The sequence below is a fragment of the Caulobacter sp. FV1ye6ST genome (assembly GCF_058681225.1).
In genome coordinates, this window is the sequence record NZ_CM178733.1 from 106,462 (window position 1) to 123,449 (window position 16,988).

General features: G+C 67.7%; 17 protein-coding genes and 1 pseudogene. 10 read left to right on the forward strand and 8 right to left on the reverse strand.

The genetic code is table 11. The annotated features are described in order from the left end of the window. Positions 1-73: 73 nt before the first annotated feature. The 3 genes from ACW175_RS00585 to ACW175_RS00595 are packed head-to-tail and all read left to right on the forward strand — an operon-like array spanning position 74 to position 2,474. Positions 74-319 carry a hypothetical protein gene (locus ACW175_RS00585; RefSeq protein ID WP_492102747.1) on the forward strand — a complete coding sequence of 82 codons (246 nt, stop codon included), beginning with the start codon at positions 74-76 and terminating at the stop codon, positions 317-319. 39 nt (positions 320-358) lie between these two features. After that, the gene (locus ACW175_RS00590) at positions 359-649 is read left to right on the forward strand and encodes a DUF454 family protein (RefSeq protein WP_492102748.1); all 291 of its coding nucleotides are present in this window, start codon (positions 359-361) and stop codon (positions 647-649) included. Between the two features lie 31 nt (positions 650-680). After that, entirely contained in the window at positions 681-2,474 is a 1,794-nt protein-coding gene (locus ACW175_RS00595) for an ABC transporter ATP-binding protein (RefSeq protein ID WP_492102749.1), read from the forward strand. On the opposite strand, the gene ACW175_RS00600 is transcribed toward ACW175_RS00595, so the two are convergent. Then, entirely contained in the window at positions 2,471-4,318 is a 1,848-nt protein-coding gene (locus ACW175_RS00600; protein ID WP_492102750.1) for a DUF4153 domain-containing protein, read from the reverse strand. The two genes, ACW175_RS00595 and ACW175_RS00600, sit on opposite strands and share 4 nt — an antisense overlap. A gap of 100 nt (positions 4,319-4,418) precedes the next feature. On the opposite strand from ACW175_RS00600, the gene ACW175_RS00605 reads away from it, so the two are divergent. Then, positions 4,419-5,915 carry a S10 family peptidase gene (locus ACW175_RS00605; RefSeq protein ID WP_492102751.1) on the forward strand — a complete coding sequence of 499 codons (1,497 nt, stop codon included), beginning with the start codon at positions 4,419-4,421 and terminating at the stop codon, positions 5,913-5,915. Between the two features lie 55 nt (positions 5,916-5,970). Here ACW175_RS00605 and ppk2 read toward each other — a convergent pair whose 3' ends face one another. After that, complete coding sequence (ppk2, locus tag ACW175_RS00610) at positions 5,971-6,732, reverse strand: polyphosphate kinase 2 (protein ID WP_492102752.1); 762 nt, start codon at positions 6,730-6,732, stop codon at positions 5,971-5,973. A 47-nt stretch (positions 6,733-6,779) separates the two neighbouring features. Here ppk2 and ACW175_RS00615 point away from each other — a divergent pair, with 47 nt between their 5' ends. The 3 genes from ACW175_RS00615 to ACW175_RS00625 all read left to right on the forward strand — a co-directional run bounded on the left by ACW175_RS00615 (position 6,780) and on the right by ACW175_RS00625 (position 9,557). Continuing rightward, complete coding sequence (locus tag ACW175_RS00615) at positions 6,780-7,496, forward strand: 16S rRNA (uracil(1498)-N(3))-methyltransferase (RefSeq protein ID WP_492102753.1); 717 nt, start codon at positions 6,780-6,782, stop codon at positions 7,494-7,496. A 130-nt stretch (positions 7,497-7,626) separates the two neighbouring features. Beyond that, positions 7,627-8,988 carry a glutamate--cysteine ligase gene (locus tag ACW175_RS00620; RefSeq protein ID WP_492102754.1) on the forward strand — a complete coding sequence of 454 codons (1,362 nt, stop codon included), beginning with the start codon at positions 7,627-7,629 and terminating at the stop codon, positions 8,986-8,988. Between the two features lie 62 nt (positions 8,989-9,050). Further along, positions 9,051-9,557, forward strand: coding sequence for a molybdopterin-binding oxidoreductase (locus ACW175_RS00625; RefSeq protein ID WP_492102755.1), 507 nt, complete (start codon positions 9,051-9,053; stop codon positions 9,555-9,557). A gap of 10 nt (positions 9,558-9,567) precedes the next feature. On the opposite strand, the gene ACW175_RS00630 is transcribed toward ACW175_RS00625, so the two are convergent. Both ACW175_RS00630 and ACW175_RS00635 read right to left on the reverse strand, forming a co-directional pair. Beyond that, the gene (locus tag ACW175_RS00630) at positions 9,568-9,705 is read right to left on the reverse strand and encodes a hypothetical protein (protein WP_492102756.1); all 138 of its coding nucleotides are present in this window, start codon (positions 9,703-9,705) and stop codon (positions 9,568-9,570) included. A 78-nt stretch (positions 9,706-9,783) separates the two neighbouring features. Next, the gene (locus tag ACW175_RS00635) at positions 9,784-10,311 is read right to left on the reverse strand and encodes a DUF427 domain-containing protein (RefSeq protein WP_492102757.1); all 528 of its coding nucleotides are present in this window, start codon (positions 10,309-10,311) and stop codon (positions 9,784-9,786) included. Between the two features lie 81 nt (positions 10,312-10,392). On the opposite strand from ACW175_RS00635, the pseudogene ACW175_RS00640 reads away from it, so the two are divergent. From ACW175_RS00640 to ACW175_RS00650, 3 genes and pseudogenes are all read left to right on the forward strand, one after another. After that, positions 10,393-10,470: pseudogene (locus ACW175_RS00640) on the forward strand (hypothetical protein); the annotation flags it as partial. Between the two features lie 141 nt (positions 10,471-10,611). Beyond that, positions 10,612-12,507, forward strand: a complete 1,896-nt coding sequence (locus tag ACW175_RS00645) for a peptide MFS transporter (RefSeq protein ID WP_492102758.1) — start codon at positions 10,612-10,614, stop codon at positions 12,505-12,507. A 277-nt stretch (positions 12,508-12,784) separates the two neighbouring features. Then, positions 12,785-13,282, forward strand: a complete 498-nt coding sequence (locus tag ACW175_RS00650) for a GNAT family N-acetyltransferase (protein WP_492102759.1) — start codon at positions 12,785-12,787, stop codon at positions 13,280-13,282. Here ACW175_RS00650 and tldD read toward each other — a convergent pair. From tldD to ACW175_RS00670, 4 genes are all read right to left on the reverse strand, one after another. Next, the gene (tldD, locus tag ACW175_RS00655; RefSeq protein WP_492102760.1) at positions 13,279-14,739 is read right to left on the reverse strand and encodes a metalloprotease TldD; all 1,461 of its coding nucleotides are present in this window, start codon (positions 14,737-14,739) and stop codon (positions 13,279-13,281) included. The genes ACW175_RS00650 and tldD overlap by 4 nt on opposite strands. Before the next feature lie 197 nt (positions 14,740-14,936). After that, the gene (locus tag ACW175_RS00660; protein WP_492102761.1) at positions 14,937-15,749 is read right to left on the reverse strand and encodes a GIN domain-containing protein; all 813 of its coding nucleotides are present in this window, start codon (positions 15,747-15,749) and stop codon (positions 14,937-14,939) included. A gap of 19 nt (positions 15,750-15,768) precedes the next feature. Next, positions 15,769-16,332 (reverse strand): DUF1700 domain-containing protein, encoded by a 564-nt coding sequence (locus tag ACW175_RS00665; protein ID WP_492102762.1) that lies wholly within the window; start codon positions 16,330-16,332, stop codon positions 15,769-15,771. Then, positions 16,329-16,655: a PadR family transcriptional regulator gene (locus ACW175_RS00670; protein WP_492102763.1), complete on the reverse strand. Its 327-nt coding sequence runs from the start codon at positions 16,653-16,655 to the stop codon at positions 16,329-16,331. Before ACW175_RS00670 ends, ACW175_RS00665 begins: the two co-directional genes overlap by 4 nt. Between the last annotated feature and the right edge of the window lie 333 nt (positions 16,656-16,988).

A 16,988-nucleotide genomic window follows, 5' to 3' on the forward strand; every position in this document is an offset into this window, starting at 1 on the left:
GAAACGATCAATTGGATTTGTGGGCGCGATGGGCCGAAGGTCTTCCTGCAAGCCATTGTCAGGAGCGACCGCCATGACCACCGCCGCTATCCGTCTCTCCGGTTGGAGCTTGTTGGTCGCCGGCGTCGGCGCCGGCATCGTCCTGCCGCACCCGGTGACCACCCGCCTGTGGACCGCCGCCAGCAAGTTGTTCGCCATGGCCGGCGACCACGGCATGGTCGCGCGCCTGACCTCGGCCACCAAGTTCGGCCCGAAGATCCGGCGCGGCCTGAACACCCGTCCGCAGCGCCGCGTGGGCGGGGTGGCCGAGGCGTTCTAAGGCTTTGCGACCGTCTCGCGGGCGCGCTAGCGTCGTCGCATGACCCCTGAACCCCTCCGAAAGTCGCGCCGTCGCCTGAGCCGCGTCGAGCGCTGGGCGCTGGATGGCCTGGGCGGGGCGCTGCTGGCGACCGGGGCGGTGGGCATCGTCACGCCGGGCATGCCGACAACGGTGTTCTGGATCGGCGCGGTGCTGTGCTTCCTGAAGACCCGACCCCACGCCGTGCGGCCGATGCTGCGGGTGCCGGTGGTCGGGCCGGCGATCCTGTGGTTCCTGCGCTGGCGGCCGTTCGGCGGAGGGCGCAAGCGGCGGGCCAAACGACAGGGCTGACTATGCGGCGGGAAACCACTATCTCCCCGCCATGACCGACGCTTTCGAGGATGAAGACGAGACCGGCGCCCGCAAGCGGGCGTTGTCCAACCGCCAGGTGCTGGGCTTCGTGGCCCGGTTCTGGAAGCGGCGGCCGGTGCTGTTCGGCCTCGGCGTCAGCCTGACCCTGCTGGCGATCGCCTTCGACCTGGCCCTGCCCTACGCCTCGGGCTACCTGGTCGACACTGTCGCCACCAAGCCGCGCGGCGACGCCGGCGCCTGGCAGGCGCTGGGCGTGTTCGTCGGCGTCTATTTCGCCTTCGCGGTGATCCGCAACATCGCCCACCGGTTCTGGATCCCGCTGGCGGCCCGGAACATGGAGGAGATGACCAACGAAGGCTTCGCGAAGGTCCAGGCCTTCTCGTCCGACTGGCACGCCGACAGCTTCGCCGGCGCCACCGTGCGCAAGCTGACCCGCGCCATGTGGGGCTATGACAGCGTCACCGACGCGGTGACCATCTGGCTGGGGCCGGGGATCATCGTGCTGGTCGGGCTGTCGATCGGCATGTTGCTGCGCCAGCCCCTGGCCGGCGCGGTGTCGCTGGTCGTGGTCCTCGCCTATCTGTCGGTGAACCTGTGGATCACCGAGCGCTATGTCCGCCCCAGCAACCTGCGCTCCAACGCCCTGGACTCCCAGATCGGCGGAGCCCTGGCCGACGCCGTGACCTCCAATCCGACCGTCAAGAGCTTCGGCGCCGAGCAGCGCGAGGCCGCGCGGCTGGCCGAGGTCACGGCCGCCTGGCGTGAGGCGGTCATGGTCACCTGGAGCCGCTTCACCGATGTGTGGCTGGGCCAGAACCTGCTGCTGGTCGTACTGCAAGCCGGCCTGACCGGCTCGATGGTCTGGGGCTGGGCGCAGGGCACGGCCACGCCGGGCGACGTGGCCTTCGCCATCACCGCCTTCATGCTGATGAGCGGCTATCTGCGGAATCTGGGCGAGAACATCCGCATGCTGCAGAAGGGCATCGACGACACCGAGGACGTCGCGGCCTGGACGCGCCTTTCGCCGCAGATCGCCGACGCGCCCGGCGCGCCGGACTTCAAGCCGGGCGCGGGCGCGATCGAGTTCAGGGACGTGACCTTCCGCTACAAGGCGGCCGGCGCGCCGCTGTACGACCACTTCTCGCTGAAGATCGCGCCCGGCGAGCGGGTGGCGCTGGTCGGGCCGACGGGCTCGGGCAAGTCGACCTTCGTCAAGCTGGTCCAGCGGCTGCACGACCTGCAGGACGGGGCGGTGGTGATCGACGGCCAGGACGTCTCGCAGGTGACCCAGGCCTCTCTTCGTCGTGCCATCGCGGTGGTGCCGCAGGACCCGGCCCTGTTCCACCGCTCGCTCTATGAGAACATCGCCTACGGCAAGCCCGGCGCGACGCGCGAGGAGGTCGAGGCGGCGGCGAAGAAGGCCCGCGCCCACGACTTCATCCTGCGCCTGCCCAAGGGCTACGACGCCCTGGTCGGCGAGCGGGGGATCAAGCTGTCGGGCGGCGAGCGCCAGCGCGTGGCCATCGCCCGCGCCTTCCTGACCGACGCGCCGATCCTCGTTTTGGACGAGGCGACCTCGTCGCTGGACGTCGAGACGGAAGGCCATGTCCAGGCCGCCGCCGAGGCGCTGATGGAGGGACGGACGACCATCGTCATCGCCCACCGCCTGTCGACCGTGCGCGGCGCCGACCGCATCCTGGTCTTCCAGGGCGGCCGCGTCGTCGAGGAAGGCCGCCACGCCGAGCTGGCGGCGCAGGGCGGGGTCTACGCCCGGCTGAACGCGATCAGCGCGGGCGTGGTTTAGGGGCTGACGGCGCCGGCGACGCGGCTGGTGCGGTACGCCGAGGCGTCCTCTGGCAGCGCCGCCGCCGTCTCATCGCCGTCAGGTATCAGGCAGCGGCTTTCTTCAGGGACGATGCGGATTCGACGCCCGCCGAAGGTAACGTCGGGCATATCGGGTTGAGCCGTCTGGATTGTATCGGCCAGGAACGCCTGGCGCTCTGCCTCTGGATCGACACCCTTGGCGTAGCAGTCCGACATCTTGAAGAAGCCGTAGCGGACCCAGGCCTTCGGCGTGACGCGATAGACGGCGATCCCTTCGCCGGCTTGAATTAGCACTTCGGCCTTGCCGTCGCCATCGAGGTCGCGAAGCTGGGCGCGGCAGGGCGTCCCGACCAACCCGCAGAACGGTGGTGGGCCCTTGGCGTTCGAAAACTGGGTGATGAAATCCTGGGGCAGTTTGGCGCCCTTCGGGAAAACCTCCACGGCCGTCAGGATGATGGGGGTGTCCGCTTGCGGTAGGGTCGAATTGTCGAAGGCGCTCTTGAGTTTCTGCGTCTGTTCGGCGCCGTCGCGGATGGCCTTGTTCGGCGAGCGCAGCAGCGTTTCGAATGCATGGCGGCCGTAGGCCCCGCTTTGGAAGCGCAGGAATTTGTAGTCGAACTTCTCGGCCGTCACCTTGCCGGTCTCCAGGCGCTTGACCTGGCTGACCACCGAAAGTCGCGCCGGATCGGCGATCGGGGTGAACAGGGCGATCAGCAGCAGCACCGACACCGCCGCCATGATCAGGTTGGTCGGCTCCAGGGTCTTCATCCATGGGCCGGGCTTCAGGGCGGCCAGCGCATAGCCGACCGTGAAGCCGATCCCGACCACCAGATAGGCCCCGGCGAACACCCGGTCGGGCGTCAGGCCGTACTGGTTCACCCGCAGCCACAGCGCGTAGGCGGCCAGGATCACGATCGGGATCAGCAGCAGGCCCGCGATCCGCGCCGCCCAACGCGGGATCGTCGAGGGCGGTTCGATCCCGTCCTGATAGGCGGCGTTGACCAGGATGATCAGGGCGGCCGCGGCCGCCAGCAGCAGGGCGGTGGCGGCCTTGGTGCCCCATAGCGGCGCCAGGCCCGTGAAGGGCAGGGTGGCCAGGAAGCCGGCGGCGATCACCACCATCAGCGGCGACAGCCAGGCCAGCAGGGTCAGGCCCACCGTCCGCACGCCGCGCACCAGGCCGGCGCGGGCCTCGGTCAGCTGTACGGCCATGTGGACGGCGGCGGCGAACATCAGGCCGGTGGCCGGGAAGGCGAAGGCGGTCTCGCCGATCAGCTTCTGGATCGCCTCGACCCCGATCAGCTTGAACAGCGCCCCGGCCAGGAATAGCAGCAGCCAGAAGGCGCCGGTGAAGGCCAGGGACAGGAACAGCCGGATCAGGTTGGTCCAGGCCAGGTCGAAATAGTCCGCGTAGGGCGCGACCGGCTTGCGGGCGGCGTCGGCCGGCTGGACCAGATGGTGGGCGATGAACAGCAGGGCGGCCGCGGCGATGAAGATCGGCGGCGACAGCGGGCCGGCGCCCAGGCGCTGGGGCTCGGCCCCGGTCCAGGCGGCATGGACGGCCAGGATCGCGGTCAGGCCGGCGGCGAGGGCGGTCCAGGTGATCAGCGCCGCGCGCCGCATGGCCGACAGCGCGGCCAGCGGGATCAGCGGGACCATCAGGGCGCAGACCAGCAAGGGCGCGTAGAGCATCGGCGCCGTCGCCGGCCAGGCCTTGGACTCGTCGGCCTTCTGCAGCAGGAAGAGGACAATCCCCTGGGCCAGGCCGATGGCCAGGCGCGTCGCGGCCGTCTTTCGCGCCGTCGTGGCGTCCGTCGAGCTCATCCGGCGTCTCTCCCTATTTCGAGCAGGACGTCATATCCGCACGCGGTTGTGAAGCTTCTCCGCTTGGCTTAGCAATTCCGTCCTCTTTGGAGGGGTGAGTATGAAACAGTGTTTCCGGGCCAGCGTAGCGGCCCTTTTCGCGGTGACGATGCTGAGCGGCGTCCCGGCTCTGGCGCAGGAAAAGGGCGGCGACAAGCCCGCCGCCGAGGCCAAGTCGGACCTGCCGCCGCTGCCGGCCGACAAGTCGGTGCAGCAGTCGGCGACGATCGGCGGCAAGGTTGTCAACTACACCGCGACCGTCGGCGTGCTGCCGGTGCGTGACGAAAAGGGCAAGAAGGTCGCCGAGGTGGTCTACACCTCGTACATCGTCAACGGGCCGCGCGATCCCAGCCGCCCCATCACCGTCGCCTTCAACGGCGGCCCCGGCGCGGCCTCGGTCTATCTGAACTTCGCCCTGGGCCCCAAGCGCGTGCAGTTCGGCGCGGAAGGCGACAGCCCCTCGTCGTTCAGCAAGCTGGAAGACAACCCCGCCAGCTGGCTGGACTTCACCGACCTCGTCTTCATCGACCCGGTCGGCACCGGCTTCTCGCGCACGCTGGTCAATGAGGAAGAGACCAAGAAGCGCTTCTACGGCGTCAAGCAGGACATCGACTACCTGTCGCGCATCGTCTTCGACTATCTGGTCAAGACCGAGCGCCTGGCCTCGCCAAAGTACCTGGTCGGCGAAAGCTACGGCGGTTTCCGCGGCCCGCGCCTAGCCTATGAGCTGCAGACGGATCTGGGGGTCGCCGTGAAGGGCGTCGTGCTGGTTTCGCCGCTGCTGTCCAGCGCCGGCCGCGCCAGCCAGGAGGTCTCGCCCCTGCCGGCCATGTGGACCCTGCCGTCCATCGCCGCCGCCAAGCTGGAGCGCGAGGGCAAGTTGACGCCTGAGAACATGAAGGCCGTCGAGGACTATACGCGCGGCGAATACATGGTCGATCTGATGAAGGGTTCCGACCCCGCCGCCCTGGACCGCCTGACCACCAAGGTCTCGGCCATGACGGGCCTGGATCCGACCTATGTCCGCCGCGCCGGCGGCCGCCTGGAGACCCAGTCGTTCCTGCGCGAGGTGTTCCGCGACAAGGGGCGCCTGGGCAGCCGCTACGACAGTAACGTCACCTCGCTGGATCCCTTCCCCAACGCGCCCGAGCAGGAGGTCAACGACCCGATCCTCGACGCGATCATCGCCCCGACCACCAGCGCCATCGTCGACTTCACCACCCGCATCGTCGGCTGGAAGCCGGAGGCGCGCTACGAGGCCTTGTCGAACAGCGTCAACCGCCTGTGGGATCGCGGTCGCGGCGCCGACACCGAGTCGGTGACCGACCTGCGCAAGGTCGTCTCGGTCGACCCGAAGCTGAAGGTGCTGATCGTCCACGGCTACAACGACCTGTCGTGCCCGTTCTTCGCCTCGCGCCTGATCGTCGACGCCATCCCGGCGACGGCCAATGGCCGCGTGACCCTGTCCAACTATCCGGGCGGCCACATGTTCTACAGCCGCCCCGACAGCGGCGCCGCGTTCCGCCGGGACGTCATGGCGCTGTACGGAGCGCGCTAAACTCAAGACACCGATCTTCCCGGCCTTCGCCGGGAAGATCGAGTTCATTATTGCGCTAGCGCGCCAGCCGCCCGTCTTCCAGGGCCGCCGGTTCGAACGAGAAGATCACGCTGGGATCCGGCTTGGCCACGCCCTTGGCCAGCTTCTTGTCGCCGGCCGCGTGCAGCAGCCAGCGGATGACGTTGAGCCGGGCTTCCTTCTTGTGGTCGGCGCGAACGCAGATCCACGGCGCGATGTCGCTGTGGGTGCGCATCAGCATCTCGTCGCGGGCCTTGGTGTAGTCATCCCACTTGTCCTGAGCGACCTTGTCCAGGTCGCTGGTCTTGAAGGCCTTCAGCGGATCCTCGCGGCGAGCCTTCAGGCGTTCGGCCTGCTCCTCGCGGGTGATGTCGAGCCAGAACTTGACGTAGCGCAGGCCGTTCTCGACCAGCATCCGCTCGAAGGCCGGCACGTCGCGCAGGAATTGCTCCTGCTGCTCGGGCGTGGAGAAGTCCATCACCCGCTCGACCCCGGCGCGGTTGTACCAGGAGCGGTTGAAAATCACCGCCTCGCCACAGGCCGGCAGGTATTCGACGTAGCGCTGGAAGTACCACTCGCTGCGCTCGCGCTCGTTCGGCTTGGGCAGGGCGACGATGGTCGTGGCGCGTTTGGACAGGTGCTCGGTGACGCGGGCGATCGTGCCGTCCTTGCCGGCGGAGTCGCGGCCCTCGAAGATCACCAGGATCTTCCAGCTGTCCTTGATGGCCTTCTTCTGCATCTCGATCAGGGCGAGCTGCAGCTGCATCAGTTCGTTGTCGTAGTCGTCGTGCTTGCTCATGGCGGCGAGCCTACCCCCCTAAAGTCGAGTTGCGCTAGAAGGACGCCATGATCCGTCTTTTCGTTCCCAATGACCTCTCCGCCGGCGCCGGCGTCGTCCCCACCGTCGACCAGTCCCGCTACCTGACCTCCGTCATGCGTCTGGGCGTTGGCGCGCAGGTGCTGCTGTTCAACGGCCGAGACGGCGAGTGGCGCGCGACCATCGTCGAGTCGACCAAGCGCGGCTGCCTGCTGAAGGCCGAGGATCAGGCCCGGCCCATGGCGTTTGGACCCGACCTCGACCTGATCATCGCCATGGTCAAGCGTGGCCGGGTCGAGACCATCGTCGAGAAGGCCGCCGAGCTGGGCGCGCGTCGCGTGCGGCTGACCATCACCCGGCGGACCAATGTCGACTTCGTCAAGCTGGGACGCCTGGACGCCATCGCCATCGAAGCCGCCGAGCAGACCGGCCGCCTGGACGTGCCCGAGGTCGCCGATCCGGAGAAGCTTGACAAGATCCTCGACGCCTGGGACCCGGCCCGACGCCTGGTGTTCTGCGACGAGGGCGGCGACGCCCGGCCGGCGATCCAGGCCCTGGTGGAGACAGGGGATCCGGCCGCCATCCTGATCGGCCCCGAAGGCGGGTTCGCCCCCGAGGAACGCGAGCGCCTGCGGGGGCTTCCCTTCGTCACGCCGGTGTCGCTTGGCCCTCGCATCCTGCGGGCGGATACGGCCGCCATCTCCGCCATGACCTTGTGGCAAGCGGTTGCGGGAGATTGGCGGTAAAAATATTATGGCGAAGGTCGCCCCTTGAGGTTCGCAAAGAAAACGCCCAACTGGGCGTGACCGAGTTTCCGTCGGCGGAGAGATGGGCCTCTCCTCCCGTAGCACTACACCCTGGGGAGGGACGGCTTGCATGGCCGACACCACTAGCGTTCAAGATCGTCAGCTGACGCTCGCAGACCTGACCGACTATTTCGCTCAAGGGGCCAAGCCCAAGGAGCGTTTCCGCGTCGGCGCCGAGCACGAGAAGTTCGGCTTCTATCTCGGATCGAATACGCCGGTTCCATACGAAGGCGACAAGGGCGTCCACGCCCTGCTGACCGGCCTGCGGCGCTTCGGCTGGAAGCCCGTCATGGAAGGCGAGGTCATCATCGGGCTGGAGCGCAACGGCGCCAATGTCAGCCTGGAGCCGGGCGGCCAGTTCGAGCTCAGCGGCGCGCCGCTGCTGACCATGCACGACATCTGCGACGAGACCGGCCAGCACCTGGACGAGGTCAAGACCGTCGCCGACGAGCTGGGCCTGGGGTTCCTGGGTCTGGGCTTCTCGCCGCTGTGGACGCGCGGCGAAGTGCCGATCATGCCCAAGGGCCGGTACGTGATCATGCGGGAGTACATGCCCAAGGTCGGCAATCTCGGCCTCGACATGATGCTGCGCACCTGCACGGTGCAGGCCAATCTCGACTTCTCCAGCGAAGCCGACATGGTCGCCAAGTTCCGCATGAGCCTGGCCCTGCAGCCGATCGCCACGGCGCTGTTCGCCAATTCTCCGTTCACGGAAGGCAAGCCGAACGGCTTCCTGTCGGCCCGCGCCAACGTCTGGACCGACACCGACCCGAACCGCACCGGCCTGCTCGACTTCGTGTTCGAGGACGGCTTCGACTTCGAGCGCTACGCCCGCTATTCGCTCGACGTGCCGATGTATTTCGTCAAGCGCGGCGACAAATATATCGACGTGGCCGGTCGCAGCTTCCGCGACTTCATAGAGGGCAAGCTGCCCGAGCTGCCGGGCGAGATCGCCACGATCAAGGACTTCGCCGACCACACGACCACGGCCTTCCCGGAAGTCCGCCTGAAGACCTATCTGGAGATGCGCGGCGCCGACGCCGGCCCGTGGAGCCGCCTGTGCGCCCTGCCGGCCCTGTGGACCGGGGTGTTCTACGACGACGCCGCGCTCGCCGCGGCGTGGGACCTCTGCAAGGACTGGTCGCTCGAGGACCGCGAGGGCCTGCGTCGCGACGTACCGAAGCTGGGCCTGAAGGCGACGGTCGCCGGCCGCACCGCCCAGGACGTCGCCAAGGACTTCGTGGCCATCGCCAAGTCGGGCCTGAAGAACCGCGCCCACATCAACGGCGGTTTCCTCGACGAGACCATCTATCTGGGCGAGTTGGAGCAGATCGCCGACAGCGGGATCACCCCCGCCGACAAGCTGCTGTCGCTCTATCACGGCGAATGGCAGGGCGACATCAGCCGCGTCTTCACCGACTGCGCCTACTGAAATCGGCTAGGCGGGCCGGCTAAAACCTCGTTATGTGGTTTGACTACATAACGAGGTTGCCGATGCTCCGACCGCTTCTGCCCGCCGTCTTGTTCACGGTCCTGGCGACGCCCGTCTGGGCGCAAAGCCTGACGCTGGTCGGAATCGATGGACAAGCCGTCACCCTGAGCGCCGCCGAATTGACGGCCATGCCGCGCCAGTCCGTGACCTTGGCGGGCCATGGCGAGCGCCATGTCTATGAAGGGCCGTTGCTGATCGATGTGCTGGCCAAGGCCGGCGCGCCGACGGGCAAGGCGCTGCGCGGACCAGAGATGGCGGATGTCGTCCTGGTCGAGGCCGGCGATGGCTACGCCGTGGCGCTTGGCCTGGCCGAGGCCGATCCGGGCACGCGCGCCAACCGCGTCATCCTGGCCGATCGCGCCGATGGCGCGCCGCTGGCGGCCCCGGAAGGCCCGTTCAAGTTGGTCGTGGAGGGCGACCTGCGTCCCGCCCGCTCAGCACGGATGGTCGCCAGGATCACGGTCACGCGCCTTGGCGGCGGCGCGGTGGCTTCAAGCCGCACGCCCTGAAATCCGCGCTCTAGAAGATCGCGCGTACGCCGACGATGATCCCGACCCAAAGGCTCACGGCGGCCCCGAGCGCGAACAGCCGGCCCCAGGCGAGGCGGCGGATGGGGTGGGTCGCGTGAACAGCCCGATCATATGAGACGTAGGCCATGGTTTCCTCCGTGCTCCTCTGACGGGAGCTGGCCCCAAGGTCACGCTCCCAACCGTTAACAGGGGCTTAAAAGCCCGGCTAAAGCGATCCGACGCCCTTGTAGGGTTGGTCGACGTCGCGCTCGACCTTTTCGGAATCGGGCATGGCCACGTTCGGCGGCCAATGCGGGGCCTGGCTGGCCCCCGAACCGCTGTCGGTGTGGCGGACCACGTCGTCGACGCTGGCGGCTTCGGCCTCGGGGGTCGTGCGCTCGCCCAGTTCGAACGCGACATGCTCGGGATAGAAGGCCACGCGATCCGCGATCCGCCCCACCGCCGAGAACGGGTCCTCGTAGGTCCAGACAGCGTTCTCGATGACCTTGGCGTCGCGATAGATGGTGAAGTAGTTGGCGTCGCCCTTGTAGGGGCAGTGGGTCACCTTGTCGGTCCGACGCAGGAACGACATCTGAACGTCCGCCCGCGTGAAGTAGTAGACCGGCGGGTAGTTGGCTTCCTTCAGGACAAGCACGTCGTCGCTGTCGGCGATCTCGTGGCCCTCGAAAAGCACGCGCACGGGGGTCGGGGCGCGTTCGATGGTGATGGGGTGGCTTTCGTCGGGGATCTTCATGGCGGCTCCCGTCCTAAAAAGGGTTCGCTGAGGCAAACGCATGGGGCGGCGGCCAAGCTCCCAATCCAAACATGGGTCCGTTTAGGTCAGCGGCAAGCCGTTGCTTGTGAAACCGTCAGCCGCGTGATCTTCTCCCCGCCAAATTGGGGTCGATGGGGCGATTTGACCGGAGCGCGTCGGGCGAAAGTGTATACGGTTTCGCCGGCCGGACGCGCTCCAAACCTAACAACAGCGGCCTTCCGCTCGCGGAGGGCCATTGGGGGGTCAGGTCCCGTCTCTCGTCATGTTCAAGGCTAGCGTATGAATATCGTTATCGCCGCGGGGATCCTTGTCACGCTCGTGACCGGCATTCCCGTCCTGGTCCAGCTGCTGCGCGGCCACCCGCGCGGCCTGATCATCTGCTTCCTGGCCGAGATGTGGGAGCGCTTCTCCTACTATGGCATGCGCGCCATCCTGATCTTCTATCTGACTCAGCATTTCCTGTTCGACCCCAAGGCCGCGTCCGGCCACTACGGCTCCTACACAGCGCTGGTGTATCTGCTGCCGCTGATTGGCGGCTTCCTGGCCGACAAGTGGCTGGGCACGCGCAAGGCGGTCGCGTTCGGCGCGATCCTGCTCGTCGCGGGGCACCTGGCCATGGCGATCGAGGGCAAGCCCGCCGTCCAGACCCTGACCTATCAGGGCGCGACCTACGAATTCCAGGCCGAGGGCCGGGGACAGGACCGCGTGGCCAAGCTGGTGGTCGCGGGCAAGCCCTATGATGTCGCCGCGACCAAGGCCGGCGACTTCGAGATCAAGAACCTGCCAGCCGGCGCGCCGCTGCCCGCCGTCCTCCAGAAGGCCGATTACAAACTGGACGTGACGGGTCGCGATCCGCTGTACCTGAACATCTTCTGGTTCTCGCTGTCGCTGATCATCCTGGGCGTCGGCTTCCTGAAGCCCAACATCTCGACCATCGTCGGCCAGTTGTATCCGCAAGGCGACCCGCGTCGGGATCCGGGCTTCACCCTCTACTACTATGGCATCAACCTAGGCTCGTTCTGGGCCTCGATCCTCTGCGGCCTGCTGGGCGTGAACGTCGGCTGGTGGGCGGGCTTCGGCCTGGCCGGCGTCGGCATGCTGGCCGGCTTCGTGGTCTTCGTGCTGGGCAAGCCCTGGCTGGAAGGCAAGGCCGAGCCGCCTCGGCCCAAGGTCCTGAAGGAAAAGGTCCTGGGTCCCATCAACCGCGAGTTGGCCATCTACGCCGTCTCCCTGCTGGGCCTGATCGGGATCTTCTTCCTCGTGCAGTTCAACGCCGTGGTCGGCATCGCCCTGAACATCGGCATCCTGGCCTCGCTGGGCTACATCGGCTGGTTCATGTTCCGCAAATGCGGCAAGGAGGAGCGCGAGCGGCTCGCCCTGGCCGTGTTCCTGATCTTCGGCGCGGTGGTGTTCTGGACGCTGTTCGAGCAGGCCGGCTCGTCGCTGAGCCTGTTCGCCGCGACCAATGTCCAGCTGGATCTCGTCCGCGAGCCCGTCCGACTGTTCAGCGGCGCGGTGACCCTGGCCACGCCGGAGCAGCTGTCCAAGGCCGGCATCGACGCGGCCTCGACCTTCTGGGTCAACACCAGCTTCAACGCCCCGCAGACCCAGGCCCTGAACGCCGGCTGGATCCTGATCTTCGCCCCCGTACTGGCCGCGCTCTGGACCTTCCTGGGCGCGCGCGGCAAGGATCCCAATCCGGTCGTCAAGTTCGGCCTGGCCCTGATCCAGGTCGGCGCCGGCTTCCTGCTGCTGCAGTGGGGCTCCACCTTCGCCGACGGCGCGTTCAAGATGCCGCTGATCTTCCTGGTGCTGATGTACATGCTGCACACCACCGGGGAGCTGTGCATGTCGCCGGTCGGCCTGTCGCAGATGACCAAGCTGTCGCCCGGCGCGGTGGTGTCCTTCATGATGGCCGTCTGGTTCATGGCCGTGGCCATCGCCCAGTGGGTCGGCGGCAAGATCGCCGGCTTCGCGGCCACCGAGACGGTCGGCGGCCAGGTGCTGGACCCCGGCGCGGCGCTCGCCGCTTCGCTGAAGGTCTTCAACATCATCGGCCTGGTGTCGGTGGTGATCGGGATCGGCTTTCTGCTGCTCTCGCCGGTGCTCAAGAAGTGGTCGCACGGCGCCGACGACACCACTGGCCCGACGGTCGCCGACGCCTCGGGGGCCTGAGCCGAAAAGGAACGAAGGGCCCCAGCATGGACTGGGGCCCTTCTCACGAGGCGCGGAGGGGCCGCGCCTCGACCCCAGGTGGGACCGTCCTTCGCGGTGGCTCAAACCACGAAGTCCGTTTCCGCTCCTACCCGAAGCTCTTTGGTGAAAACCTGGAGCCAAGGTGGCGCTCGTCGTGCCGCTAGGGAAGTTACAAGCCCGACAGGTGGATTAAACCTTTGCAAGGTTGCGCGGGCCGGCGCTGGCCCCTAGGTCCAAGACCCGACGGAGGGCCGCGATGACCGACCTTGTTAAGCCGCTGACGACCGACGACGTGACCGGGCCGGACGGCGAGGCCGTGCTGGCGCTGAACAACGACCATGCCGTCGAGCTGTCTTGGCTGGAGCCCGAGCGGCTGGCGCATCTGGTCGCCGAGGCCTTCGTCTCCCGGCGCGTCGGCGTGGCCGATGCGCTGCTGCTGACCTTCGACCAGGCCGCCGACTATGACAGCGTCAACTACCTGTGGTTCCGCGCGCGCTACCCGGCGTTCGTCTATGTCGACCGCGTGGTGGTCGCCGACAGCGCGCGGGGCAGGGGCCTGGCGCGCGCGCTTTATGACGACCTGTTCGCGGCGGCCAGGGCGGCGGGGCACGACCGCATCGTCTGCGAGGTCAATTCAGATCCGCCCAACCCGGCTTCGGACGCCTTCCACGCCGCGCTGGGCTTCATCCCCGTGGGGACGGCCGAGATCCACGGCGGGAAGAAGACGGTGACCTATCTGGAGCGGCGGCTCTAAACGGCCGTCCCGCCCACCGTCAGCCCCGTGATCTTCAGGCTGGGCTGGCCCACGCCCACCGGCACGCCCTGGCCGGCCTTGCCGCAGACGCCGATGCCCGGGTCGAAGTCGAAGTCGTTGCCGATCATCGTCACGCGGGTCAGGGCCGAGGGACCGTCGCCGATCAGGGTCGCGCCCTTGACCGGGGCGGTGATCTTGCCGTCCTCGACCAGGTAGGCCTCGGTGCACTGGAAGACGAACTTGCCGTTGGTGATGTCGACCTGTCCGCCGCCGAAATTGGCGCAGTAGAGGCCGCGCTTCAGCGAGGCGATCATCTCCTGAGGATCATCATTGCCGGCCAGCATGCCGGTGTTGGTCATGCGCGGCATAGGCATGTGGGCGTAGGACTGGCGGCGACCGTTGCCGGTGGCCTTCATGCCCATCAGGCGCGCGCTCATGCGGTCGTGCATGTAGCCGACCAGGACGCCGTCCTCGATCAACACGGTGCGTTCGGTCGGCGTGCCTTCGTCGTCGATGGTCAGCGAGCCGCGTCGGCCGGCCAGCGAGCCGTCGTCGAATACCGTGACGCCCTTGGCCGCAACGCGTTCGCCGATACGGCCCGAGAAGGCGCTGATGCCCTTGCGGTTGAAGTCGCCTTCCAGGCCGTGGCCGACGGCCTCGTGCAGCAGCACGCCGTTCCAGCCGGGGCCGAGCACCACGTCCATCTCGCCGGCCGGGCAGGCGACGGCGTCGAGATTGACCAAGGCCATGCGCAGGGCCTCGTCGACCTGGTCCTGCCACTTGTCGGGGCTGATCCAGGCGGCGAAGCCAGCGCGGCCGCCGGCGCCGGAGGAACCGCTCTCGCGGCGGCCGTCCTTCTCGACGGTGACCTGGACATTGACCCGCACCAGCGGGCGGACGTCGCGGAGCAGCTTGCCGTCGGCGCGCAGGATCTCGACCACGCGGCGCTCGCCGGCCATCGAGGCCATCACCTGCACGACGCGCGGATCGCGGGCGCGGGCGAAGGCGTCGATCTCCTGGAGCAGCGAGACCTTGTCGGAGAAGTCCGGCGAATTGACCGGGTTGTCCTCGCCGTAAAGCCGCTCGTTGGTCGAGCGGGGACCTTCGGCGCTGACGCCGGCGTAGCCGCGCTTGGCGAGGCTGGCGGAGCCGGCGGCGCGGCGGATGGCGGCTTCGGAGATTTCGGCGGCGTGGGCGAAGCCGGCCGTCTCGCCGGCCACGACGCGCAGGCCGAAGCCTTCGGCGCTATCGTAGGAGGCGCTTTTCAGGCGGCCGTCGTCGAAGACGAAGGCCTCGCTCTCGGAGCGTTCGAGGAACAGCTCGCCGTCATCGGCGCCGGCCAGGGCCTCGCTCAGGATCGCCTGGGCGCGTTCGCGATCGACGCCGGCGGCGTCCAGGATGGAGGTGGCGGCCAGGGACGAGGCGGCCAGGGAGGAGGCGGAGAGCGGAGCGTTCATGCGCCTACAGGTAGGCTTTCCGAACGCGTCCGTCACCCCGCCCCCTTTGTCACACCCGCTCCCGATCTTTCCGGCGAAGGCCGGGATCCAGATCGTATGGTCGCGAGGCGCCCGCGAAAACGCCCGCGCTCCTGTCCGGAACGCGGGCGCTCTAGCCTCTGAGCCCCGGGTTTCGTCGGGGAGATCGGACCTCGAGATCAATATTCTCGGCGCACTTCGCCCGAGCCGGTGATCTCGGTGCTGACCGTCCTGGGTTCGGTGCGCAGTTCGACGTCGCCGCTGCCGGAGATGTCGATCTTGGCCTTGTTGGTGGCGAACAGAGCTCCGCCGCCGCTGCCCGAGACGTCGAACACCGCGTCCTTGGCCTTCAGGTCGCCGAGATTGACCCAGGACGAACCCGAATTGTCGACCGTCAGGCTGTCGACGCGGCCGGAAGCCTCGACGCCGCCGCTGCCGCTGACCGAGACGACGGCGGTCGGATGGTCGTACCGGCGGACCTCCAGATCGCCCGAGCCGCGGACGTCGAACTTGGTGACGTCCGGCGCGATGACCGTGATCTTCACCCGATCGGAGTCGCTTTCGACATGCACGCCGAACGCGTTGATCGTGATGCTGTCATGGTCGACGCCGTCGTTGTCGCCCAGGCTGATGCGGCCGCCGTCGACGCGCAGGCGGTCGATATAGCTCTTGGGACCCGAGGCGACGATCTTGGCCTCGGCGCCCTGGACGAAGACCACGTCGACCGGCAGGTCGATGGTCAGTTCGTCCTTGCCCGTCCAGGCGAAGGTGCGGTCGACGCTGGGCTCGGCATGTCGGCCCTGGACGAAGTGGCGTCCGGTGCGGATCACCTTGCCGTTCTCGCGGATGACGATGGTCTCGTCATGGTCCAGCGGCAGGGTCCAGCCGTTCTTGAGGATGTCGGGGCCGGCGATGGCCGCCACCCCGGCGAAGCAGCCTACGGCGAGCACGAAGCTGGCCCCGGCGACGATGAGCGTATTGCGGATCAACATTGTCCCCTCCTAGTGCCGCTCAGGCTTGGTCCATGGCCGGCTTCAGCAGCCGGAAGTGAAGACGGGCGTACCAGACGACCGCGTTGAAGACCCCGACCGTGGCCAGCGTCAGCAGGGCGCCGAGGCAGGTGGCCACGCCCATCATGCCCAGCCCCGCTAGGAAGGCGGTGATCGGGCCGCCGGGCGGTCCGGTCAGCGGGCCGGCGGCGAACACGAAGCCCCCGGCGATGAAGATGGTCACGACCGCGACCAGCATCCCGAACAGGACGCCCAGCACGCCCATCAGCAGGGGCAGCAGGAACATCACGTCCAGGGCGCCCAGGCCCAGCAGGGCCAGGACGGCGGCCATGGCGTTGGAAGGGTTCTTCTTTTCCTCCCATTGCTTCAGGCCGGCCTCGGCGCGCATCTCGCGGGCCAGGCGGTCGGGATCGCCGAGGGCCGCGGCCGTCTCGGCCTCGCTCCGGCCCGCGGCTTGCGCATCGGCGAAGTGCGCCTCGTGGTCGGCGACGATGTCGGCGATGGTGGTCACCGGCAGACCGGCGAGACCCCGGCGCAGGCGGATGATGAACTCGGCGCGGGTCATGCGGCGGCTCCCACGATGCTGTTGACCGCTTGCGAGAACGCCGACCATTCGGCCTTCTGCTGCTCCAGGCTTTGCCGCCCGACAGCCGTCAAGCGGTAGTATTTGCGCGGCGGACCACTCTGGCTTTCAACCAGGTAGGTCTCGACCAGGCCATCCGACTGCATGCGGCGCATCAGCGGATAGATCGTCCCTTCCCCCATATCGATGTCCCTCGTCAGCCTGCTGGCGATCTCGTAGGCGTAGCTGTCGGCGTGCGAGAGCAGGGCCAGCACGCATAGCGCCAGCACGCCTTTCTTCAGTTGGATTTCAATCGTTTCCGGCACGGCGTCCTTGCCTCCGTTGATGCTCCCTTCTACCGACAGGTACTGAGTGGTGCAAGGTACCTGCTCATGAACGATACGTAATGATGCGGACGGGCGTTTTAGGGGTTGATGAGAATGGATCGCGACTAGAGCGCCCCAGGCCGGGGATAACGGGCATTCCCATGCCCGGCGTGTGGCCTCTGCCGCTTGGCAACCGCTGGGGATGCGCGTATGCAGCCTCCGGACCAGTCCTTTGGGGCGGGCTGCCGTCGACGCGCGATTCCAAGAGCGCGAAGTCGATTGCGGGGCGCTCTGGGATCGTAATGTGCAAGTCGGCGCGGGTTGGCCTTGATA